The organism is Clostridium oryzae, assembly GCF_002029235.1.
Taxonomy (GTDB): Bacteria; Bacillota; Clostridia; order Clostridiales; family Clostridiaceae; genus Clostridium_AE; species Clostridium_AE oryzae.
Genome location: NZ_MZGV01000033.1, coordinates 21325 through 39698, shown reverse-complemented (window position 1 = coordinate 39698; position 18374 = coordinate 21325). Strand labels below are relative to the sequence as shown.

The following is an 18374-nucleotide window of genomic DNA, read 5'->3' as shown; positions in this document are numbered from 1 at the left end:
ATCATAATTTGTTAATAATAGATTAAGACAAAAATTTTGGAGGTGCGGTTGATGATAAAGTGGAAAGATGAATATTTAGTTGGAATTACGGAGATTGATGAACAGCATAAAAAGATATTTGAAATAGGTGAAAGGGCATATGAGCTTCTAAAAAATGAAATTTACATAGACAAATATGACAGAATAATAGCCGTAATAAATGAATTAAGAGAATATGCCGCTTTTCATTTCAAATGGGAAGAGGGCTATATGACTAAGATTGGGTATAAGCGTTTTTTTTCTCAAAAGGTTGAACATGATGAATTTATCAAGAAAATTAACAGTGTAGATCTGGAAAAGGTTGATATGAACCAGGATGAATATCTGCTGTCTATAATAGAATTCATCATTAACTGGATTGGTGAGCATATCATTGAAAAGGACAAGCTTATAGCTGAAAGCAGGTAGTATAGCAGATAAAGGTCATTTAGACCTTTAACCATTGGCGTATTTTCTAGACCACAGAACTTCCAACACTAATTAACATGGAATCATAATACAATGTGACATAAATAGACCATTAATCCATATAATTGACATCAAACAATTATATGGTATACTATTGTAATGGTAAATTGCTGATAAGTTTTCTAAAGTAATTACAAAGGCAGTTTTGGGTATTAGTAAAAGAGGAAGTGCAAATATATAATGAAACTATTAACGATTATAATTCCATGTTATAACGAGGAAAAAGTGCTGCCATTCTTCTATAGAAAGATGAATGAGATATATGAGAAAATGAAGCACAAAGTAGATTTTGAGTACATGTTTATAGATGATGGCTCTAAAGATGGAACTTTAGATTACATTAAAGAGGTATCAATGAAGGATTATAGAGTAAAATATGTGTCCTTTTCCAGAAATTTTGGAAAGGAAGCTGCAATATATGCAGGACTGGAGCATTCAAAAGGCGACTATGTAACGCTGATTGATGCCGATTTACAACATCCGCCGGAAATGATAATACAGATGTATGACGGCATTATAGATGGTGAATATGATTGTGTAGCGGCGCGAAGGGTTACAAGAGCAGGAGAGCCTCCTATCAGATCTCTGTTTGCAAGAGCATTTTACAGGATTATTAATAAGATTTCAAAGGCTGAAGTGGTAGATGGAGCATCAGATTTTAGACTTATGACAAGGCAGATGGTAGAAGTTATTTTGGAAATGAAGGAAAATAACAGATTTACTAAAGGAATTTTCGGTTGGGTAGGATTTAACACAAAATGGATTGAGTATGAGAATAGAGAAAGAATTGCAGGCGAGAGCAAATGGTCGTTTTGGTCACTGTTTAAGTATGCTATAGAAGGTATTGTGGGATTTTCTACATTTCCGTTAATTATATCCTCAGTATTAGGAGTGCTTTTTACAGTGGTTTCCCTTACAGCATTGGCAGGAATGTTTTTTGAAAGTTTTATTTTGGGACATTCCCCATCCAAAACTATATTGATAATAAGTATTATATTATTTATAGGCGGACTTCAATTTTTATGCATAGGGATATTAAGTGAATATACGGGAAAGACATATTTGGAAAGCAAGCATAGACCTATATACATAGAAAAAGAAGAGTATGTTACTAATGACAAATAGAAAAGCTATAAAAAACAGTAATACCAGTTATATTTTAATATTTACATGTCTATTCACTATAGTATCCTGTATAGTGTTTATGCCATTTATGATTGAAAATAAAAGTTTTATATGGATTTCCGATGGCACCGACCAGCATTATACTTCGCTTATATATTATTCTCATTATTTAAGAAGTATCATAAAACATCTGCTTACTACAGGAAAACTAAGTTTTCCTATGTGGGACTTCAAAATAGGACAAGGTTCAGATATAATAACAACACTCCACTACTACTGCCTAGGTGATCCGCTGGCATTATTAGTCGTGCTTTTTCCTGAAAAATATATGACTAATTGCTATGATTTTTTGGTTATACTTAGACTCTATCTTAGTGGATTAGCCTTTTCAGCATACTGTTTTTATCAGAAAAAAGATAAGACAGCTGCTTTTGCTGGGGCTTTTGTTTATATGTTTTGCGGCTTTTCGCTTACCTATATTAAACATCCCTTCTTTCTTAATCCGCTTATATATATGCCAATACTGTTTATTGGTGTAGAAAAGATACTGAAAAAACAATCACCAAGCTTATTTATAATGATGATTTTTCTTTCTGCTGTCAGCAATTTTTATTTCTTCTTTATCCTGACTATCCTGACGTTCATTTATGCAGTTATCAGGTGCTTCTGTATTGAGGATATCAGTAGAAACATAAAGTATCTCGTTCAAGTAATGGGTAAAGGAATTATAAGCTATATACTTGGCACAGCTATGGCTGCCTTTATATTGGTTCCTATTGCTATGGTAATGAAACAAACTTCTCGCTACGCTGAGAGCGGTACAGGGGTGTTTTTATTTTATCCTCTAGAATATTTCAGAAGGCTGTTTTTAAGCTTTACCTACATTGCCAGTGAAAATTATTGGGATCATGCTGATGCTGTAAAAAATACTATAACCAAGGACAGCTATTGGAGTTGTTTGGGTTTTGCTGCCACTGCTGTGCTTGTAATAATATTATTATTTGTAAGCAAGAATAAAAAATTGAAGTCTGTTAAATTCGGTTTTTTAGCAGGTTTATGTTTTATATGCATACCTGCTGCAGGCTATGTGTTTAACGGCTTTGCATATGTTTCTAATCGCTGGATATTTGGCTTTGCATTTGTCATAGCGTTTAGTTTCACACTAGTAATTCCTTCGCTAAAAAAAGGTATTTCGAATTTTGTGTGGCTTGGAAGTGCTCTATGGGTTGCAGCAATATTTGCAGTAAATACTATCAGTATAATAATGGGCTACCATAAGGATTTTATAGGAATATCAATATCAGCCGGCTTTATTGCAATACTGTTTATAGTTGAAAGGTGCAGGAAATACATTAAAAATGACATATTTGTTTATACTTTTGTTATGTTAACGATAATAAGCATATGTATAAATGGAAATCTGTTTTATAATAAACATTTCGGTAATATAATTAATGAATACAGCTATAGAGATGAATATAGAAATAATCTTAGAAACTCATCTTTAAAGGCAATAAAACATATAAAAGACTCTACCTTTTTTAGAACAGATACATATAGATATACTTATGATAATGCTGGAGAATTGAAGGAACTGAGCAGTAATGAATCCATGCTGCTTGGATATAAAGGTTTAGCATCTTACTTTAGTCTTATAAATTCTAATTACTCGAATTATATTCAGCAGCTGGATATAATAGGGGTGCTTAGTCCACATAGAATATATAATTTAGATAATAGGACAGTTTTAAATGAATTGGCATCCGTTAAATACAGCATAGAAATGAAAGAAAAAAAGGGCGATGTTCCCTATGGATACAAGTTTATTAAAAATATAAATTCAAAACGTGAGAAAGCTAAGCTGTATAAAAATAGGTATGCGCTGCCCTTAGGCTATGGCTATAGTACTAGTATGGATACGAAAGACTTTGAAAAGCTTAATCCTATAGATAAACAGCAGGCTATGCTTAGCAATGTTATTTTGACAGAAAATACTGATATAAGCGGTATTGAAAAAGGAAATTACACTTCAGAAACGGTTGATGTAAGATACAGAAAAAGCAGTGAAAAAACAATAAAGCCTGAGTATGAAAAGCACTATGGAGAAAATGAGTACACCATGAAGCCCTTTTCTAACAGTGAAACTTATTTACTACTTAAGAACGTAAGATTTAGTGGAGCTTCAAGAGTAAATGTAATAGCTCAAACAAAAAATATTATCAAATTTGCAAAGTTTTATGATAAATCTGAAATCTATTATTATGGCAGAAAAGATGCTGTTATTAATCTTGGATATTATAAAAAAGGTATATCAAACTTTGTGGTTTACACAGATGCAAAGGGAAAGCTGTCTTATGACAAGATGGAGGTTATTAGTGTACCGATGAACAGCTATGCAGGCAAAGTAAAAGAACTCAAAGAAAATTCAATGAGGAATATAAAAGTATCTGGCAGCCGTATAACTGGAAAAGTGAATTTGAAGTCAAATAAATTACTTTGTTTAGCTGTTCCTTACAGCAGCGGTTGGAAAGCAAAGGTTGATGGGAAAAGCGCCCGCATTTATAAAGCTAACATTATGTATATGGCTATACCCATTCAACTAGGTAAACACCAAATTGAACTTGATTATTGTACTCCCGGATTGTTGCCTGGAAGCTTTATATCTTTAATAGCGTTTTTCGTATTTATAGGAGCAGTTATCATAAATGCTTGCGCTTCTCTATCTGTTTTTAAGCATTCGAGAATATATAGGGTGTGAAATCTTCTGGACACTGAATTATTATAGATATAGTTAAGAAGAAAATTACATTTCTTTTGGTCATCACATCAAAACCTGAAGCCAATCGAATGCTCATAAGAAATGTATTCTTCAGCTATATCTCTGTGAGAACTACATAGGTATAACAGCACCAGAATAAGCAGGTAGAACTACTGAAATATTACCAGTTTCATCCTTACTTATTTCCTTGTTGCTATATAAATCCATAAAGAAAAGCTTATCTGAATCTATAGCTATACTGATTTCTGTTTCAAATTCACTGTTATTTAAAAGTACTAAAACTTTTTCATTCTCATAAATTCTTGTAAAACCATAAACTTTTTTCATCTCATCTATTACTTCTGTTCTATATGCTCCTCTTCTTAGAGCAGCATGTCCATTTCTTATACTTATTAATTTCTTATAATGTTCTAAAAGACTCTTATCTTGTTTTTCCTTCTCCCATTCCATAGGTCTTCTATACTCTAATTCTGTTACTCCACTTAATCCAACTTCATCTCCATAAAATATAGAAGGCATTCCTTCATAAGTCATTTGGAAAAAGGAAGATAGCTTTAATTTTTCAGTATTACCGCCACAAGTATAAAGAAATCTTCTTACATCATGACTATCTAAGAGATTCATTAAAACTTTTTGAATAGGCTTTTTATACCTCATTCTAAGATTAGCCAATCTTTGATCAAATTCTGTTACGCTAATTTTACCTGCTGAAAAAAATTCTTCGCAAACATTCATAAAATTGTAATCCATACTGGAATCAAACTGGTCTCCAGAGAGAAAACTTTGGGCATTTTCCCATATTTCTGCCACCAGTAAAGCGTCTTTTTTTACAGACTTAATATTTCTTCTAAAAGAAACCCAAAAATCGTGATCAATCTCATTCGCCACATCAAGTCTCCAACCATCTATGTCGAATTCCTTAATCCAATACTTACCTACTTCCATAAAATAATTAATTACTTCCTCATTGGCAGTATTTAACCTAGGCATATCCTTCACATAAGCAAAAGCCTCATAGTTAGGCGGATAAGAAACCTTAACCGGAAAACTATCTATTAAATACCAATCCTTGTATTTAGACTTTTCTCCATGGTCTAATATATCCTTGAAGGCAAAGAAATATGGGCTGGTATGATTAAATACTCCATCTAGTATTATTCTTATGCCTAATTTATGGCACTCATTTACTAATTCCTTAAAATCTTCCTTTGTCCCAAAACAAGGATCTATCTCATAATAATCTATAGTATTATACTTATGAAAAGATATAGCCTTAAAAATAGGGGTTAAGTATATACAATTAGCTCCTAATTCTTTTATATATGGCAAGTTTTCTGTAACACCTACTAAACTGCCTCCTAAATTTGACTCGCAGCAAATACCACCTTCAAGTTGAATTGTCTTTTTCTGCTTTTGGATAACCCCCTTCTTTGTAGCAAAACTGTCAGGAAAAATTTGATACATAACGGAATCCTGGGCCCATACTGGAACATCTATGATATCCTTCTCTCTAATATAAGCATATTGATAATACTTCGACCTTTGATGCTCTAGTTTTTCATGAAACTCATCTCCATAGTAGTACAATGTATTTTTGCCATCATCTAATAGGAAATAATAGCATACCCTTTTCCACTTTGTTTTAAACTCAACTTCAAAGTAGTCGAAAAAAGCATCACTTGCAACTACTTTGAGTTCAACACTATCCATTAGAATAGGTTCTTTTTCATAACATCTATCCCCATAAAAGAGAATACATCTTTTTATATCTTTTTTCTTTGTTCTTATGCGAATAACTAATGTATTTATATCCAAAGCATAAGCATAATTTGAATCCATCATATGATATACTGCTTCCTTTAACATATTGCTCCTCCTTCTAGCCTTTTACTCCTCCAAGAGTAAGCCCTGATACTAAAGATTTTTGTAATAGTAAGAATACTACCGCTACCGGTACTGCTACAATTAAAGAACCCGCAGAAAACAAAGGCCAGTTAGTAGCATAAGAACTGGAATTCTGCTGCAGTGACCAAAGCCCTACAGGCAGAGTAAACTTTTCTGGGGTAATGAGAAATGTCATTGCCAGTACATATTCGTTCCATCCAGCCATAAAAGCAAACATAGCCGTAACTGCTAAAGCAGGCTTAGACAGCGGTAAAATTATCCTGCAGAACATTTGCAGCATAGTTGCTCCATCTATCTTTGCTGCCTCTTCTATTTCCACTGGTACAGTATCGAAGTATCCTTTTAAATTCCAAACTGTAAAAATTAATTGAGAACCTGTACAGATTATGACTAAACCCAATTGGTTATCTAAAAGATTAAATATTTTTAAAATTTTATAGTAAGCAACAATTGATAATATATTAGGAAATGCATTAAGTATTAAAAATACATTAAGTCCTAAGTTTCTTCCCATAAATCTAAACCTAGAATAAGCATAAGCAGATGTTGTTCCAAGCACTAAGCATAATAAAGTAGTGCTTATAGAAACTATGCTACTATTAGTAAGCCATGTTAAGAAAGGCCCATTGAAAAGAATACTCTTATAATGCATTAAGGTTGGTTTTTCAGGAATAAGCCTTATAGTAGTGCTTACTAAGCTATTGTTAGTATTTATTGATGAAGAAAAAATCCAAAGTATAGGAAATATACTTATAATGCAGCAAATAATCAACACTACATGTATTACGAAATTTTTTAACACTTCTTTTTTATTTGATTTCATACTATTTCTTCTCCTTTAAAAATTTCATGTTTCCAATAGTCAGACCTACCAAAATTAAGAATATAACTATAGAAAAGGCTGCACTTAAACTATAATTATTAGTTTTAAAGGTATTATAAGCATAAGTAATGATAAGATCAGTTTTTCCACCCATTCCTTCTGTTATAAGGTAAATGATATCAAACTGCTTAAAGGTAATAAAAGCGGTAAGTACCACAGCTGGAAACATTACTGGTTTTAAAAGAGGAATAGTAATGTTCTTAAAGGAATCCCAAGGAGTAGCTCCATCTATTTTAGCTGCTTCATACAGCTCTGTATCTATGCTTTGAAGTCCTCCTAATATTACAATCATCATAAAAGGGGTAGCCATCCATACATTTACTATGACACAAGCAAAGAAGGCACAAATAGGGTTGTTCAGCCATTCTACACCTCTTAAGCCTATGGACTTTAGTGCAATATTTATTACACCAAAGTCATAGTTAAACATTCCTTTCCATATTAATGCTGAAATATAGGAGGGTATTGCCCAAGGTAATATAAGTATGGTTCTGTATATGCCTTTTCCCTTAAGATCCTTTACGTTTAGTAGTAAAGCAAGAAACAATGCCAGTATTACTTGAAGTAATAAATTTACAATAGTCCAAACTATAGTTCTAATCAAAATTGTAAAGAAACCAACATCCAATTGGGAAAAAACTTTTTTATACTGCTCTAATCCTACAAAACTAAAATTGCTAAAATGATAAACGTTCATGTTAAAAAAAGATAAATAGAAGCTATACAGAACGGGAAATATGGCTGTTATCAACAAAACAATATTACCTGGCAAAGTAAAGAAATATGCTCCTTTTTCTCTGTTAACTCTAGAAAATATGTTTAAATTGTTTTTCCTGCTATTGGTTGAAATGATCTTAGTCTTTGGCTCTACCATAATCACCCTCCTTAAATTTGTACAAACGTTTGTATTTTACTTCATATTTTTTATATCTTCTTGAATTTTCTTATCAGCTTTTTCAATAGCACTCTTTGGATCTCCTTTTAATACTACACTGTTAGTTAATGAATTTTTAACTGGTTCCCATACAGCTGCCATTTGTGGAATATTAGGCATAGCTATAGCAGTTTTAACTTGTTCCATATAACCCATAACCTCTGCATTACTCTTTACCTCTTGAGAATCATAAGCCCTTGTATTAGCTGGTATAGATCCTGCTGATTTTGCTAAAGCTTCTCCAACTTTACTTCCTGCAAAGAACTCCATAACTTTAATTGCTGCATCCTTATGCTTACTATTTTTGCAAAGCATCATAGTTTGCACAGTCATATAAGGAGTAGGTTTTTGATTATTTTTACTGATTACAGGTAAAGTTGCAATACCATAATTTACACCTGCTGCTTTAATATCTTTAATAGACCATGGTCCTGCTACTATTGCTGCAGCCTTTTTATTTTTAAACAAGTCATTTACCATACCTGCATCCAAATTTTTAGGATAATATTGTGCTAATTCTTGAAGAAATTTATAGGCTTCTATAGTTCCTTCACTATTTAATACTGAATTACCTTGATCATCTAAAATTTTGCCTCCAAATCCGTAAATCCATGCAGAATTAAAATATACATCATTGGGAACAGTTAAGAATCCATATTTTCCATCTTTAGTCATAGTTTTTGCAATTTGTAAAAGCTCATCTGTAGTTTTAGGAGGATTTGGTAGCATGTCCTTATTATATAAAAGGGTAACAGTTTCCACAGTGGATGGAACTCCATATACTTTTCCTTTATATTTTACTGCATCTACTGCTGAAGGAATTATTTCGTCAAACACCTTTTTATCTATTTTATCTGTTATATCACTCATAACTCCCATAGCTGCATATTTACCTACCCAATCATGAGGAGCAGCTACAAGGTCTACATCATTCTTAGAATTTCCAATCATAGTTACCTTATCGCCTAAGTTTTCCTGACGCTGAAAATCTACTTTTATATTAGGATTTTTATCTTCAAAATCTTTAAAAGCTTCCTTAATAGTATCTACTACCTTAGGTTCCAACATGTGCCAAACCTTTATAGTAACCTGCTCATTTGACTTTTTTGTTTTACTAGCATTAGCTCCCTGTGATCCGCAACCTGCAAATACAGTTGTAATTAAGCTTCCGGCTAATAATAAACTTAAAAATTTTTTACTCATTAAAATTTTCCCCCATTCATTCTTTTTTTAAGAAACCGGTTTACTAATCAAAGTATAATACCAATTATTACAAAAATCAATAGGCTTTTTGTAAACTTTTACTGCTAATATTTTTTGCATTTTATTTATAAATTCAATAACTTTCAGTATTACTTTATTAACATTATAATTTATAATATCATTGAAAATGCTTATAATTACAGCATTCACTGCCATCTGAAATTTAATTGTACATATTTTACTTTCATATATTTATTTTAATATTAATATGGAAAAAACATAACAAATGCTTTATAATATTTAGTAAACCAGTTTCTTAATTGTGGAGGGATTTAAATGAAAATTACTATAAATGATATAGCACGAGCTGCAAATGTATCCAAATCTACAGTATCAAAGGTAATTAATGACGATCAAAGTATATCTGAAAAAACCAAATTAAAAGTTAAAGACATTATGAAGGAACTTAATTACATACCTAATAATTTAGCCAGACAATTAGCTCATCAAAGTAGCTTTAACATAGGATTATTAGTAGATGTTAAAAAAAGAGAGTACTTTTTAAATCCCTTTTTTTACAACATCATTGGTGGTGTTGAAAACGTAGTAGGTGAAAAAAACTACGAGTTAACAATTTCGAATATAAATTCACTTGAAAGCAATGAGGAATTTTTAAATAGATTAGTATACAGCAAAAAAGTAGATGGAATTATAATACCTGCTTCTATTATAAATGAAAGCATTATCTGCAAACTTAAGGATTTAAATTTTCCTTATGTACTCATAGGTCAACCTAAAAACTTTGCTGATGTAAGCTGGGTAGATGTAAATAATACAGTAGGCGGCGAACTTGCAACTACTCATTTAATAAACGAAGGTTATAAAAACATTGCCTTTATTGGAGGTAAATCCAATGAAATTATATCTTTTAATCGTCTGCAGGGTTATAGAAACGTGTTATCCAGATTAGATTTTGATAAAGCAAATTACTGTATAAAAGAAGGCAATTCAGATAAAGAAAGCGGATATGGCTTAACGCTTGAGCTCCTTACAGATTTTCCTCAAATTGATGCTCTTATATGCGTAAATAACTTTGTTGCCTTTGGAGCACTACAGGCGCTCAAGGAAAAAGGATTATTTATACCGAAGGATATAGGGGTTGTAACCTTTGACAACGAACCTTTTTCTGCCTATACAACTCCGGCGTTAACCTGTCTAGATGTAGACACCTTTCAACTTGGAGAACTAGCTGCGCAAATTATAATGAAGAAAATAGAAAACCCAAATCTGCAAAATGAAATGACTCTTGTATCTCCTAAATTAATAATAAGGGAATCCAGTGTGTCTAATCCGTAGTCATGAGTATACCTCTTTGGAAATATGATATCTGCAGGTAGAAAAAATTGGCTTTTCAGTGGAAATCCCAAAGGAGCTGAAGCTAGCGCAGTAGTCTACAGCATGATTGAAACAGTTAAAGCTAATGGTTTCGAACCATATAGCTATCTTGAATTTTTACATTAACACCGTGTAGTTTACCGGTTTCGTTAAAAGGGTGTAACTACATAATATACAAGAAATTTATGTTTTTTACCAATTGTGGATAACTTTTGGATAATGTTAAGACATACTTTTGTTAAAAATAAGAAAAATGAGTACTAAATAAAGAAATGTTGCATTATATTTACGAAGAAATTAAAAAGAAACAATAATATATTTTGAAGTTAGTCAATTAAGATAAGAAGGCAACAGAAGCAGTATAATAAGAGTATTTTGTGAATATTAAGAGTCAGGGCATAGGAAATGTTGTGGCACGAAGGAGATATAGAGTAAGTTTAGCAATTGTTAGCAAATTTTATGCAAATTTTCGTTAAGATTAGGGCAGTGTTTGAGGCGTAGCCGAGTTTGCCCCAATTAGAAAATTTGCATAAAATTTGTGTTACAAGTGCTTAATGAACGGATTAATCTCCGTAGTGCCACAACATTTCCTTTTTTATTGTAGCATCATTCAAAAATTAAAATAATATAACTAGTACAGGAGGAAGCATAAAAAGCCAAATTAATTTCTTTATTTCTATATAAGTTTGCTTAATTAGTGCTGTATAATGTGTTGCATTTTATATGAAGAATAAATTTACTAAAAAAATTAAAGATGATCTGGGGGAATAATCATGGACAATAAAGGACTAGTAAACCATGCTGAAAAAGCACTTTCAGAGGAATGGGGCTATGTATGGGGAACTTTTGGACAAATCCTTACAGAAAAAATTCTAATGCAAAAAGCTAAGCAATATCCTGAATCAGTAGGAAAATATGTTGACTATATAAAAGGTAACTGGCTTGGAAGGCCAACTGCGGATTGTGCTGGACTGATAAAAAGCTATTATTGGGGTGGTAAATATAAAGCCAGTACAGATGTATCTGCTGATACTATGTATAGTGAAGCTAGAGAAAGAGGAGTAATATCTACTATACCTGAACTATGTGGAGTATGTGTATGGAAGCCTGGGCACATTGGCATATATGTAGGAAATGGGAATGTCATAGAGGCTCATGGTACAAAATACGGAGTGATAAAGACTCCGCTTGCAGGAACAGGAGCTACGATGTGGACACACTGGTTTAAGTGCCCGTTTATAGAGTATATAGATCAACCTAAAAAAGACGCACCTAAATATCCTGGACATGCATTAAAATTTAATTTGTTTAAGAAAGATAATAATGTTCTAATTCTTAAGGAGAGGTTAATAAAACTAGGATATTTAAAGTCTATAATTAACAGTATTTTTGGCATTAGAACACTTATTGCTGTAAGAAGTTTTCAAAAGGTAAGAGGGTTAAAGATGGATGGTATAGTTGAAATAAAAACTTGGGAAGAACTTTTTGAATAGTACAAAAAAGACACCCGAAGGTGCCAAATCTAAATAGGAGTATTATTAGTGTTACCAGTATATCGAGATTTTATTCTCATAATAATTATTTTACGAAACTATAATATTCATTTGCTTTGATGGGTTATTAATGGATATTCTATTGTGCTGCTGAGATTTAATATAAATACAATTTTCTATCATTCCAGTTTTAGTTGCTAAGACTGTTATTGTGATTTCCTGGGCTGAAAGAGCTTTTATTTTATAGAATTTAAAGAATAATTTATCTCTTAAGTATGCGGAATATCCACTTGATGCATTGCAGAATACTAGCTTAGTATTTTTAGGTAATATGTCTATTAGGCATAAATCAGTTATATCTATCGAGCTTCTATTTATGATGCGAATATTATATGTTAAATTCTCATTTACCCTAAATATACACTTGTTTATGCATTGGACAATAACAAGACATGGTGAGTTAAAGATACTGATAATAGGATCTGGGTTATTAACTCTTTCAGCATTAGAGGAACCAACATTAGTTTTTATCTTAACTCCGGAAGCCAAAATCCTAAGATTTTCACAAATAGAAGAACTACTCATAAATACTTCATTCCTTTTTTTATTTATATCCCGGGTTTAACCCCGGGGTTTTTATTGCCACTAAGTTGATATCGCAGAAGCAGGTATTGTTATTATAGCGGAAGAGGCTGAATTTAAGTCGCCGACATTAACCTTTATATAGTTTGTGTTTGATGATGAATCAATAGTTCCAGCAGTAGTAGATGCGTTTGTAAAATTAAAACTGATTTGTGGAGGAGCAGTATCTTCAACTATGACATCCGTAGCTGTTGCATCGCCTGTATTAGTAACAGTTATAGTATATATAAGTGTTTCACCTACTAATAGCACAAGAGGTGAAACACTACTGGTTACGTTTAATGTTGTTTCAGCATCATTTACTGTAACTGCTGCATTTCCGCTTGCTAAAAGAGTGTTTGTTCCTTTAGCAGTAGCCTTGTTTGTTACTATGGACAAGATGGTCACCTTCTTTTTTATTGCTTATACTATATAAACTTATATACAAATGCTCATACTATATGAGACACGTTTGGTATTAGGTAGTTGTATCAAGCTCTTTCTAAGTAATAAAGATTATTATAGTAATAACATATGATTGCGATAAGTTTATAGTGAATAAACTATACTAAAATTTTTAAGTTTTTGATTCGTTAACAAATAATACTCAAAACTGTCATATAGTTGACAAAAATATTAGATATTATAAGTTCATAAGCTTTTTATATCTGTAAAACGATATATAATACAGTTGGTTACCACCCTTACCAACTGTATTACCCTTTATTAAAATAAATTTAGAAAATAACACGGCCTTCATATGCTGGTTGTTGACAGCATATGGCTATATGCTTATAATTATACAGGAAAATCCCTATATAACTTAACCCATAAGGTTATTTTTGCATTAGGAAGGGAAGATGAAATGTATAAGCAAATAATGAAACTAATGACTAAATATCAGGAAATTATAGCATATTTATTTTTTGGTGTTGCAACTACAATAGTTAACTTTGTAACATATGGACTTTTGGAGAGAGTAATTAATTTAAATTATGTATTTAGTAATACAATCGCTTGGGTATTATCTGTACTTTTTGCTTATATTACCAATAGAAAATATGTATTTTACAGTGATGAGAGGACGATAAAAGGAATAACTAAAGAATTTATATCGTTCGTTTCGTGCAGATTGTTATCTGGTTTCTTTGATCTTGCAGTCATGGTTGTTTCTATATCAATTCTGAACTTAAATGATATTGTGGCAAAAGTAATAGCTAATGTAGGAGTAGTTATTCTTAATTATGTATTCAGCAAACTATTTATTTTTAGAAAGTCTGGTGCGAAAAGATAGAAAATCAACAGATATAAAAAGAATAAAAGTTTTGTACACGGGAAAAATAATCTTGAGGCTAAATCATTTATATAGAGGAGTATAGGAATGGACTTGACAGTAGAGGATATTATAAAGCAAAAATTGTTAGATGCTCAGGAACTACAAAAATTACTAAGTAAGTATAGCGAAAAGTAGAGTATGGGAACGTATAATCTTAGAAGGCATTTTGCTTACAAAGTTTATACGTCCCTTTTTTATTAGTTATTTATTGATCTAGAATCTACAAATTCATAATTATTTGTCTTTATTGAACCCATCGAAGCAAGGTACCTATCAAATCTATCGTTTAGAACTTTCCAGTTAATGTTATTGATAAATGTTGTTATATATTTTCTCCTATTTGTTCCAAAATCCATAAAGTAGGCATGCTCATATACATCAAGGACTAATATAGGGCAGCTCATCCATACAGCTCCTACATCATGTGCATCGCTTCCTATTATATGAAGTTTACTATCTATTGAATCTAAAGTAAGGATAGCCCATCCTCTTACTGATAGAGCAACATTTGTTAAATATGAAATAAAATTATCATATGAAGAAAATTGACTTTTGATTGAATTTAGTAAGTGTCCAGAGGGCTGAGTATTTCCATTAGTCATGTTTTCAAAATACAGTTCATGAAGCTTTACGCCATCTAAAGCATATGTTTCTCCTAATTTTAAACTTCTCATATTTGAGTACGTAGGATTACTGTCAGTATAATTAGCAGGAATATAAACTTTATTCCATATTTCATTTAGCTTATTCACGTAACCTACATAGAGCTTATAATGTTCATCTAATTGTTCCTTTGACATGCCTTTTACGGAACCAAAATTATATTTTTCTGGTTTTAGGTTATACATTAAATCACCTCTAAAATTACATCTTATTTATATGTATATGTTTTGTTCAGTGTTTATATAATAGGAGAAAAAGAAATATGCTTCTATTTACAAAAGAACGCATGTTCTGTATACTAAATATATTAGTTTGGTACGAGGTGAACATATATGATGAACCAAGGCAATAGAATCATATTCCATATAGATGTTAACAATGCTTTTTTATCTTGGGAGGCTGTTGATAGATTAAAACGTGGAGAGGAACTTGATTTAAGAACTGTACCTTCTGTAATCGGAGGAGATGAGGAGAGCAGGCATGGGATAGTGCTTGCAAAATCTATGCAGGCAAAAAAGTTTAATGTAACCACCGGCGAGCCGCTTTATTCAGCAAGGAGAAAATGCAATAATTTGGTGGTAGTACCTCCAAGGCATCATGTATATGCAAAGGCAAGTAAAGAGCTTATGAATATGCTAAAACAGTATACGCCTGTGTTTCAGCAGTACTCTATAGATGAATGCTTTTTAGATTTTACTAATATGGAACGAATATATCCTGATATACTCAAACTTGCATATGATATAAAAGATAAGGTATATTCCCAGTTTGGATTTACCGTGAATGTAGGAATAGCAGATAATAAATTGTTAGCAAAGATGGCATCTGATTTTACAAAACCTAATAAAGTACATACACTATTTTCAAAGGAAGTAAAAGAAAAAATGTGGCCGCTACCTATAGAAAGATTGTTTATGGTTGGAAAGGCTACACTGCTTAAATTTAGTAAACTCAATATTCATACTATAGAAGATCTAGCTAATTATGATGCTGATATATTAGAAGAAAAATTTCATAAGTACGGTATTATGATAAGGCAGTATGCTAATGGTATAGATGATTCTCCTGTTGTAGAAGAAAAACCTGAAGACTTAAAAAGCATAAGCAATTCTACTACTACCTCTATTGATATAACAAATTATAATGATGGAAGATTAGTAATAATGTCTTTAGCTGAAACTGTAGCAGCTCGTCTTCGTGAAAGTAAGTATTGCTGCAGGTTAGTGGCAGTAACGATTAAGGACAGCAATTTTAAGAAAAGCTCAAAACAACTGAAATTCCTTAATCCTACTGATTCTACAAATGATATTATTGATATAAGCTGCAGATTGTTAAAGGAACTTTGGAATGGAAAACCGATCAGGCTGCTGGAAGTAAGAGTGGGGAGTCTTTGTTTTGAACGGTTCAATCAACTTTCTTTATTAGAGAATAATAAAGTGGATGAAAAGAATAAAAACATAGATAGTGCTATAGATAAAATAAGAAAAAAGTTTGGTAACAAATCTATATTCAGAGCAGGTTTTATTAATACAGATATCAGCCCTATGGCAGGAAAAGATGAACAGGAAAACAAGTCTTAAGGAGGAATAATTTTATATGGTGTTTATAATTGATAGGTTTGAAGGCGATTATGCAGTTTGTGAAGATGAAAACAGAAAAATGATAAATATTGAATTGAAACGAATCCCCAAAGAAGCTAAAGAAGGCGATGTGCTAAAAAAGAATGGAGATAAAATAATTTTAGATTTGAAAGAAACTCAGAAGCGTAAAACATATATCAAAAAACTATCCGAAGATATATGGAAATAGAATATTATTTTAACTGTATGAATAAAACAAAGCTCCATAGCTAATATTAATTATTGTTAAGACAAAGCTATTTTGAGTTTCAACAATACTGGAAGGGGCACAATTATGAGTACAGATGAGAGACTTGTAGTGTATACTGTGTTTGGAATGATAGTACTTGCTATTGTATTTTTCTGGTCTATAAGGGATAAGAAAAAATAAGTTGGCAAAGTTGTAATACATATTTAGTGAAGGAACAGAGCATCTATAAATAAGCTGTAAGCCAATGTTTCACATAAGTGTTGTTATTAGGTAACTAAGATTAGTACAAGCTTTTGCAAATCTAGCCAAGTTCTCCTATACTATTTAAATCTCTATTTATAAAGTTTACTTTATTTATCATTAATATATTGATGATATTCTTTATAGAATTATATTTACTGCTTTTGTACAGCCATTTTGTCCAAGATATATAAAAGTTTAGATATCTTGTGCATACTCCTCTGCATTTTGACACTAATGTTTTAAGTTTATTACTAAAATTATATGCATCTTTTATGTGATATTTTCCTTCTATAATTTGATTGATAGATGTAATTTTATGAAGTCTAAGGTTATTCTTTTTGGCAAAGCTAACATAAGCCATATTATTATCAGTACATATTTCACAGTTGCTAGGTATTTTGTATTTTAAAGTCTCTGAAACCTTGGCATAATTTATTGAACCTCTGCACAACGTTTTGGCAAAAGTGTTTCCTAAATTATCATGACAACATAGTACACATACTCTACGATCTTTTATATCGCTAAAATCATTAGTTTTTTTCCCAATACAAATATTTTTTCGCCTGCCATCTGGATATCTTTTACCTTTAAAACTTTCATTGATATAGGTGGTCTTAATTTCAATAACACCACTTAAAGCATTAGGAAGGTTATCATTAAGTACCTTGAGAACTTTATGCCTCCAATAGAAGGCTGTGGTACTGCTGATTTTAAGTTGAAATGCGCTTTTTCTTATAGTGAATTTATTGTTCATACAATTTAAATATTGTACCCAATCATTGAGAGTTTTTTTGGTATAACTTAATATTGAATTTGTTACTTTGTTAAAAGTTCTTCTGCAATCCTTACATCTATATCTCTGCTTATTTTCTGAAAAGTGACCATACTTAATTATGTTAGTACTATGGCAGTGAGGACACATATCAATAGTTTTATCAAGCTCATGCTTCAGTAAGTTTATAAAAAAATTATTTAATTGAATAGAAGGTATTTTTTTCGCATTGGATATTTTAATAGATGATTTGTGTAATAAAAACTTCATATAGGTCACCTCATTTAGATTATTGACATCTAAAAGAAATTTAATCATCTAAAGAAATTTTTTAGCTTGTACATAAAATACGCCCAATCTATACCAACACTTTTGTATAACAAAGAAGACGCCTAATAAAAAATAAGTGCACACCTCCTTCTACCAACATTTTAGTGAAACGGAAGGTGAGTAATCTTTATATAAGATTATAACCGCATATAAAAAGACTGTCACAGTATTTGTAATCAGAAAAGACCAAATTACAATCTATAACAGTCTTAGCTACTAGTAAAATGCTTATTTAACTAATATATGATTATTTATTGTTTTTTTTATCACCAGTTTTGGAAGCAACTATGTTTAAATATATTCCTCCAGCTACGAAAATAGCCATTATAACTATGACAATAATAGTCATTGGATC

The 18374-nt window shown here is 31.4% G+C and carries 16 protein-coding genes; 8 read left to right on the top strand and 8 right to left on the bottom strand.

What is annotated here, in order from left to right; all coding sequences use genetic code 11:
• The first annotated feature begins 51 nt into the window (after positions 1-51).
• The 3 genes from CLORY_RS14495 to CLORY_RS14485 all read left to right on the top strand — a co-directional run bounded on the left by CLORY_RS14495 (position 52) and on the right by CLORY_RS14485 (position 4390).
• Positions 52-447, top strand: coding sequence for a bacteriohemerythrin (locus tag CLORY_RS14495; RefSeq protein WP_079425705.1), 396 nt, complete (start codon positions 52-54; stop codon positions 445-447).
• Positions 448-687: 240 nt separating this feature from the next.
• Positions 688-1632, top strand: a complete 945-nt coding sequence (locus CLORY_RS14490) for a glycosyltransferase family 2 protein (protein ID WP_079425704.1) — start codon at positions 688-690, stop codon at positions 1630-1632.
• A complete protein-coding gene (locus tag CLORY_RS14485; protein ID WP_169911633.1) occupies positions 1622-4390 on the top strand; it encodes a YfhO family protein in 2769 nt (922 codons plus the stop codon). The genes CLORY_RS14490 and CLORY_RS14485 overlap by 11 nt, the downstream gene beginning before the upstream one ends.
• A 132-nt stretch (positions 4391-4522) precedes the next feature.
• Here CLORY_RS14485 and CLORY_RS14480 read toward each other — a convergent pair whose 3' ends face one another.
• From CLORY_RS14480 to CLORY_RS14465, 4 genes are read right to left on the bottom strand one after another with little or no spacing between them, the layout of a single operon-like run.
• Positions 4523-6277 (bottom strand): alpha-glycosidase, encoded by a 1755-nt coding sequence (locus CLORY_RS14480; protein WP_079425700.1) that lies wholly within the window; start codon positions 6275-6277, stop codon positions 4523-4525.
• Positions 6278-6290: 13 nt separating this feature from the next.
• Complete coding sequence (locus CLORY_RS14475) at positions 6291-7139, bottom strand: sugar ABC transporter permease (RefSeq protein ID WP_079425698.1); 849 nt, start codon at positions 7137-7139, stop codon at positions 6291-6293.
• Position 7140: 1 nt separating this feature from the next.
• Positions 7141-8073: a carbohydrate ABC transporter permease gene (locus CLORY_RS14470; protein WP_079425697.1), complete on the bottom strand. Its 933-nt coding sequence runs from the start codon at positions 8071-8073 to the stop codon at positions 7141-7143.
• Between the two features lie 36 nt (positions 8074-8109).
• Positions 8110-9336: a sugar ABC transporter substrate-binding protein gene (locus CLORY_RS14465; RefSeq protein WP_079425695.1), complete on the bottom strand. Its 1227-nt coding sequence runs from the start codon at positions 9334-9336 to the stop codon at positions 8110-8112.
• 336 nt (positions 9337-9672) lie between these two features.
• On the opposite strand from CLORY_RS14465, the gene CLORY_RS14455 reads away from it, so the two are divergent.
• Both CLORY_RS14455 and CLORY_RS14450 read left to right on the top strand, forming a co-directional pair.
• On the top strand, positions 9673-10692 hold the full coding sequence (locus tag CLORY_RS14455) for a LacI family DNA-binding transcriptional regulator (RefSeq protein WP_079425691.1): 1020 nt from the start codon (positions 9673-9675) through the stop codon (positions 10690-10692).
• 812 nt (positions 10693-11504) lie between these two features.
• The gene (locus tag CLORY_RS14450; RefSeq protein ID WP_079425689.1) at positions 11505-12224 is read left to right on the top strand and encodes a peptidoglycan-binding domain-containing protein; all 720 of its coding nucleotides are present in this window, start codon (positions 11505-11507) and stop codon (positions 12222-12224) included.
• Positions 12225-12314: 90 nt separating this feature from the next.
• On the opposite strand, the gene CLORY_RS14445 is transcribed toward CLORY_RS14450, so the two are convergent.
• Positions 12315-12809, bottom strand: a complete 495-nt coding sequence (locus CLORY_RS14445) for a DUF11 domain-containing protein (protein ID WP_079425688.1) — start codon at positions 12807-12809, stop codon at positions 12315-12317.
• Positions 12810-12869: 60 nt separating this feature from the next.
• On the bottom strand, positions 12870-13244 hold the full coding sequence (locus tag CLORY_RS14440) for a DUF11 domain-containing protein (protein ID WP_169911632.1): 375 nt from the start codon (positions 13242-13244) through the stop codon (positions 12870-12872).
• 466 nt (positions 13245-13710) lie between these two features.
• Between CLORY_RS14440 and CLORY_RS14435 the strand changes: the two genes are divergently transcribed.
• Entirely contained in the window at positions 13711-14139 is a 429-nt protein-coding gene (locus CLORY_RS14435; protein WP_242954427.1) for a GtrA family protein, read from the top strand.
• 239 nt (positions 14140-14378) lie between these two features.
• Here CLORY_RS14435 and CLORY_RS14430 read toward each other — a convergent pair whose 3' ends face one another.
• A complete protein-coding gene (locus CLORY_RS14430) occupies positions 14379-15029 on the bottom strand; it encodes a superoxide dismutase (RefSeq protein WP_079425684.1) in 651 nt (216 codons plus the stop codon).
• Positions 15030-15176: 147 nt separating this feature from the next.
• Between CLORY_RS14430 and CLORY_RS14425 the strand changes: the two genes are divergently transcribed.
• Both CLORY_RS14425 and CLORY_RS14420 read left to right on the top strand, forming a co-directional pair.
• Positions 15177-16424, top strand: a complete 1248-nt coding sequence (locus tag CLORY_RS14425; protein ID WP_242954426.1) for a DNA polymerase Y family protein — start codon at positions 15177-15179, stop codon at positions 16422-16424.
• A 16-nt stretch (positions 16425-16440) separates the two neighbouring features.
• Entirely contained in the window at positions 16441-16653 is a 213-nt protein-coding gene (locus CLORY_RS14420) for a DUF3006 domain-containing protein (protein WP_079425682.1), read from the top strand.
• Between the two features lie 322 nt (positions 16654-16975).
• Here CLORY_RS14420 and CLORY_RS14415 read toward each other — a convergent pair whose 3' ends face one another.
• Complete coding sequence (locus CLORY_RS14415) at positions 16976-17959, bottom strand: IS1595 family transposase (protein ID WP_079425680.1); 984 nt, start codon at positions 17957-17959, stop codon at positions 16976-16978.
• Between the last annotated feature and the right edge of the window lie 415 nt (positions 17960-18374).

Bases quoted from the DNA above. Each gene is read 5' to 3' on its own strand.
- CLORY_RS14465 (WP_079425695.1), bottom strand. From the start codon at position 9,336: ATGAGTAAAAAATTTTTAAGTTTATTATTAGCCGGAAGCTTAATTACA.
- CLORY_RS14445 (WP_079425688.1), bottom strand. From the start codon at position 12,809: ATGAGTAGTTCTTCTATTTGTGAAAATCTTAGGATTTTGGCTTCCGGA.
- CLORY_RS14455 (WP_079425691.1), top strand. From the start codon at position 9,673: ATGAAAATTACTATAAATGATATAGCACGAGCTGCAAATGTATCCAAA.
- CLORY_RS14415 (WP_079425680.1), bottom strand. From the start codon at position 17,959: ATGAAGTTTTTATTACACAAATCATCTATTAAAATATCCAATGCGAAA.
- CLORY_RS14425 (WP_242954426.1), top strand. From the start codon at position 15,177: ATGATGAACCAAGGCAATAGAATCATATTCCATATAGATGTTAACAAT.
- CLORY_RS14450 (WP_079425689.1), top strand. From the start codon at position 11,505: ATGGACAATAAAGGACTAGTAAACCATGCTGAAAAAGCACTTTCAGAG.
- CLORY_RS14470 (WP_079425697.1), bottom strand. From the start codon at position 8,073: ATGGTAGAGCCAAAGACTAAGATCATTTCAACCAATAGCAGGAAAAAC.
- CLORY_RS14430 (WP_079425684.1), bottom strand. From the start codon at position 15,029: ATGTATAACCTAAAACCAGAAAAATATAATTTTGGTTCCGTAAAAGGC.
- CLORY_RS14475 (WP_079425698.1), bottom strand. From the start codon at position 7,139: ATGAAATCAAATAAAAAAGAAGTGTTAAAAAATTTCGTAATACATGTA.
- CLORY_RS14495 (WP_079425705.1), top strand. From the start codon at position 52: ATGATAAAGTGGAAAGATGAATATTTAGTTGGAATTACGGAGATTGAT.
- CLORY_RS14435 (WP_242954427.1), top strand. From the start codon at position 13,711: ATGTATAAGCAAATAATGAAACTAATGACTAAATATCAGGAAATTATA.
- CLORY_RS14420 (WP_079425682.1), top strand. From the start codon at position 16,441: ATGGTGTTTATAATTGATAGGTTTGAAGGCGATTATGCAGTTTGTGAA.
- CLORY_RS14480 (WP_079425700.1), bottom strand. From the start codon at position 6,277: ATGTTAAAGGAAGCAGTATATCATATGATGGATTCAAATTATGCTTAT.
- CLORY_RS14485 (WP_169911633.1), top strand. From the start codon at position 1,622: ATGACAAATAGAAAAGCTATAAAAAACAGTAATACCAGTTATATTTTA.
- CLORY_RS14490 (WP_079425704.1), top strand. From the start codon at position 688: ATGAAACTATTAACGATTATAATTCCATGTTATAACGAGGAAAAAGTG.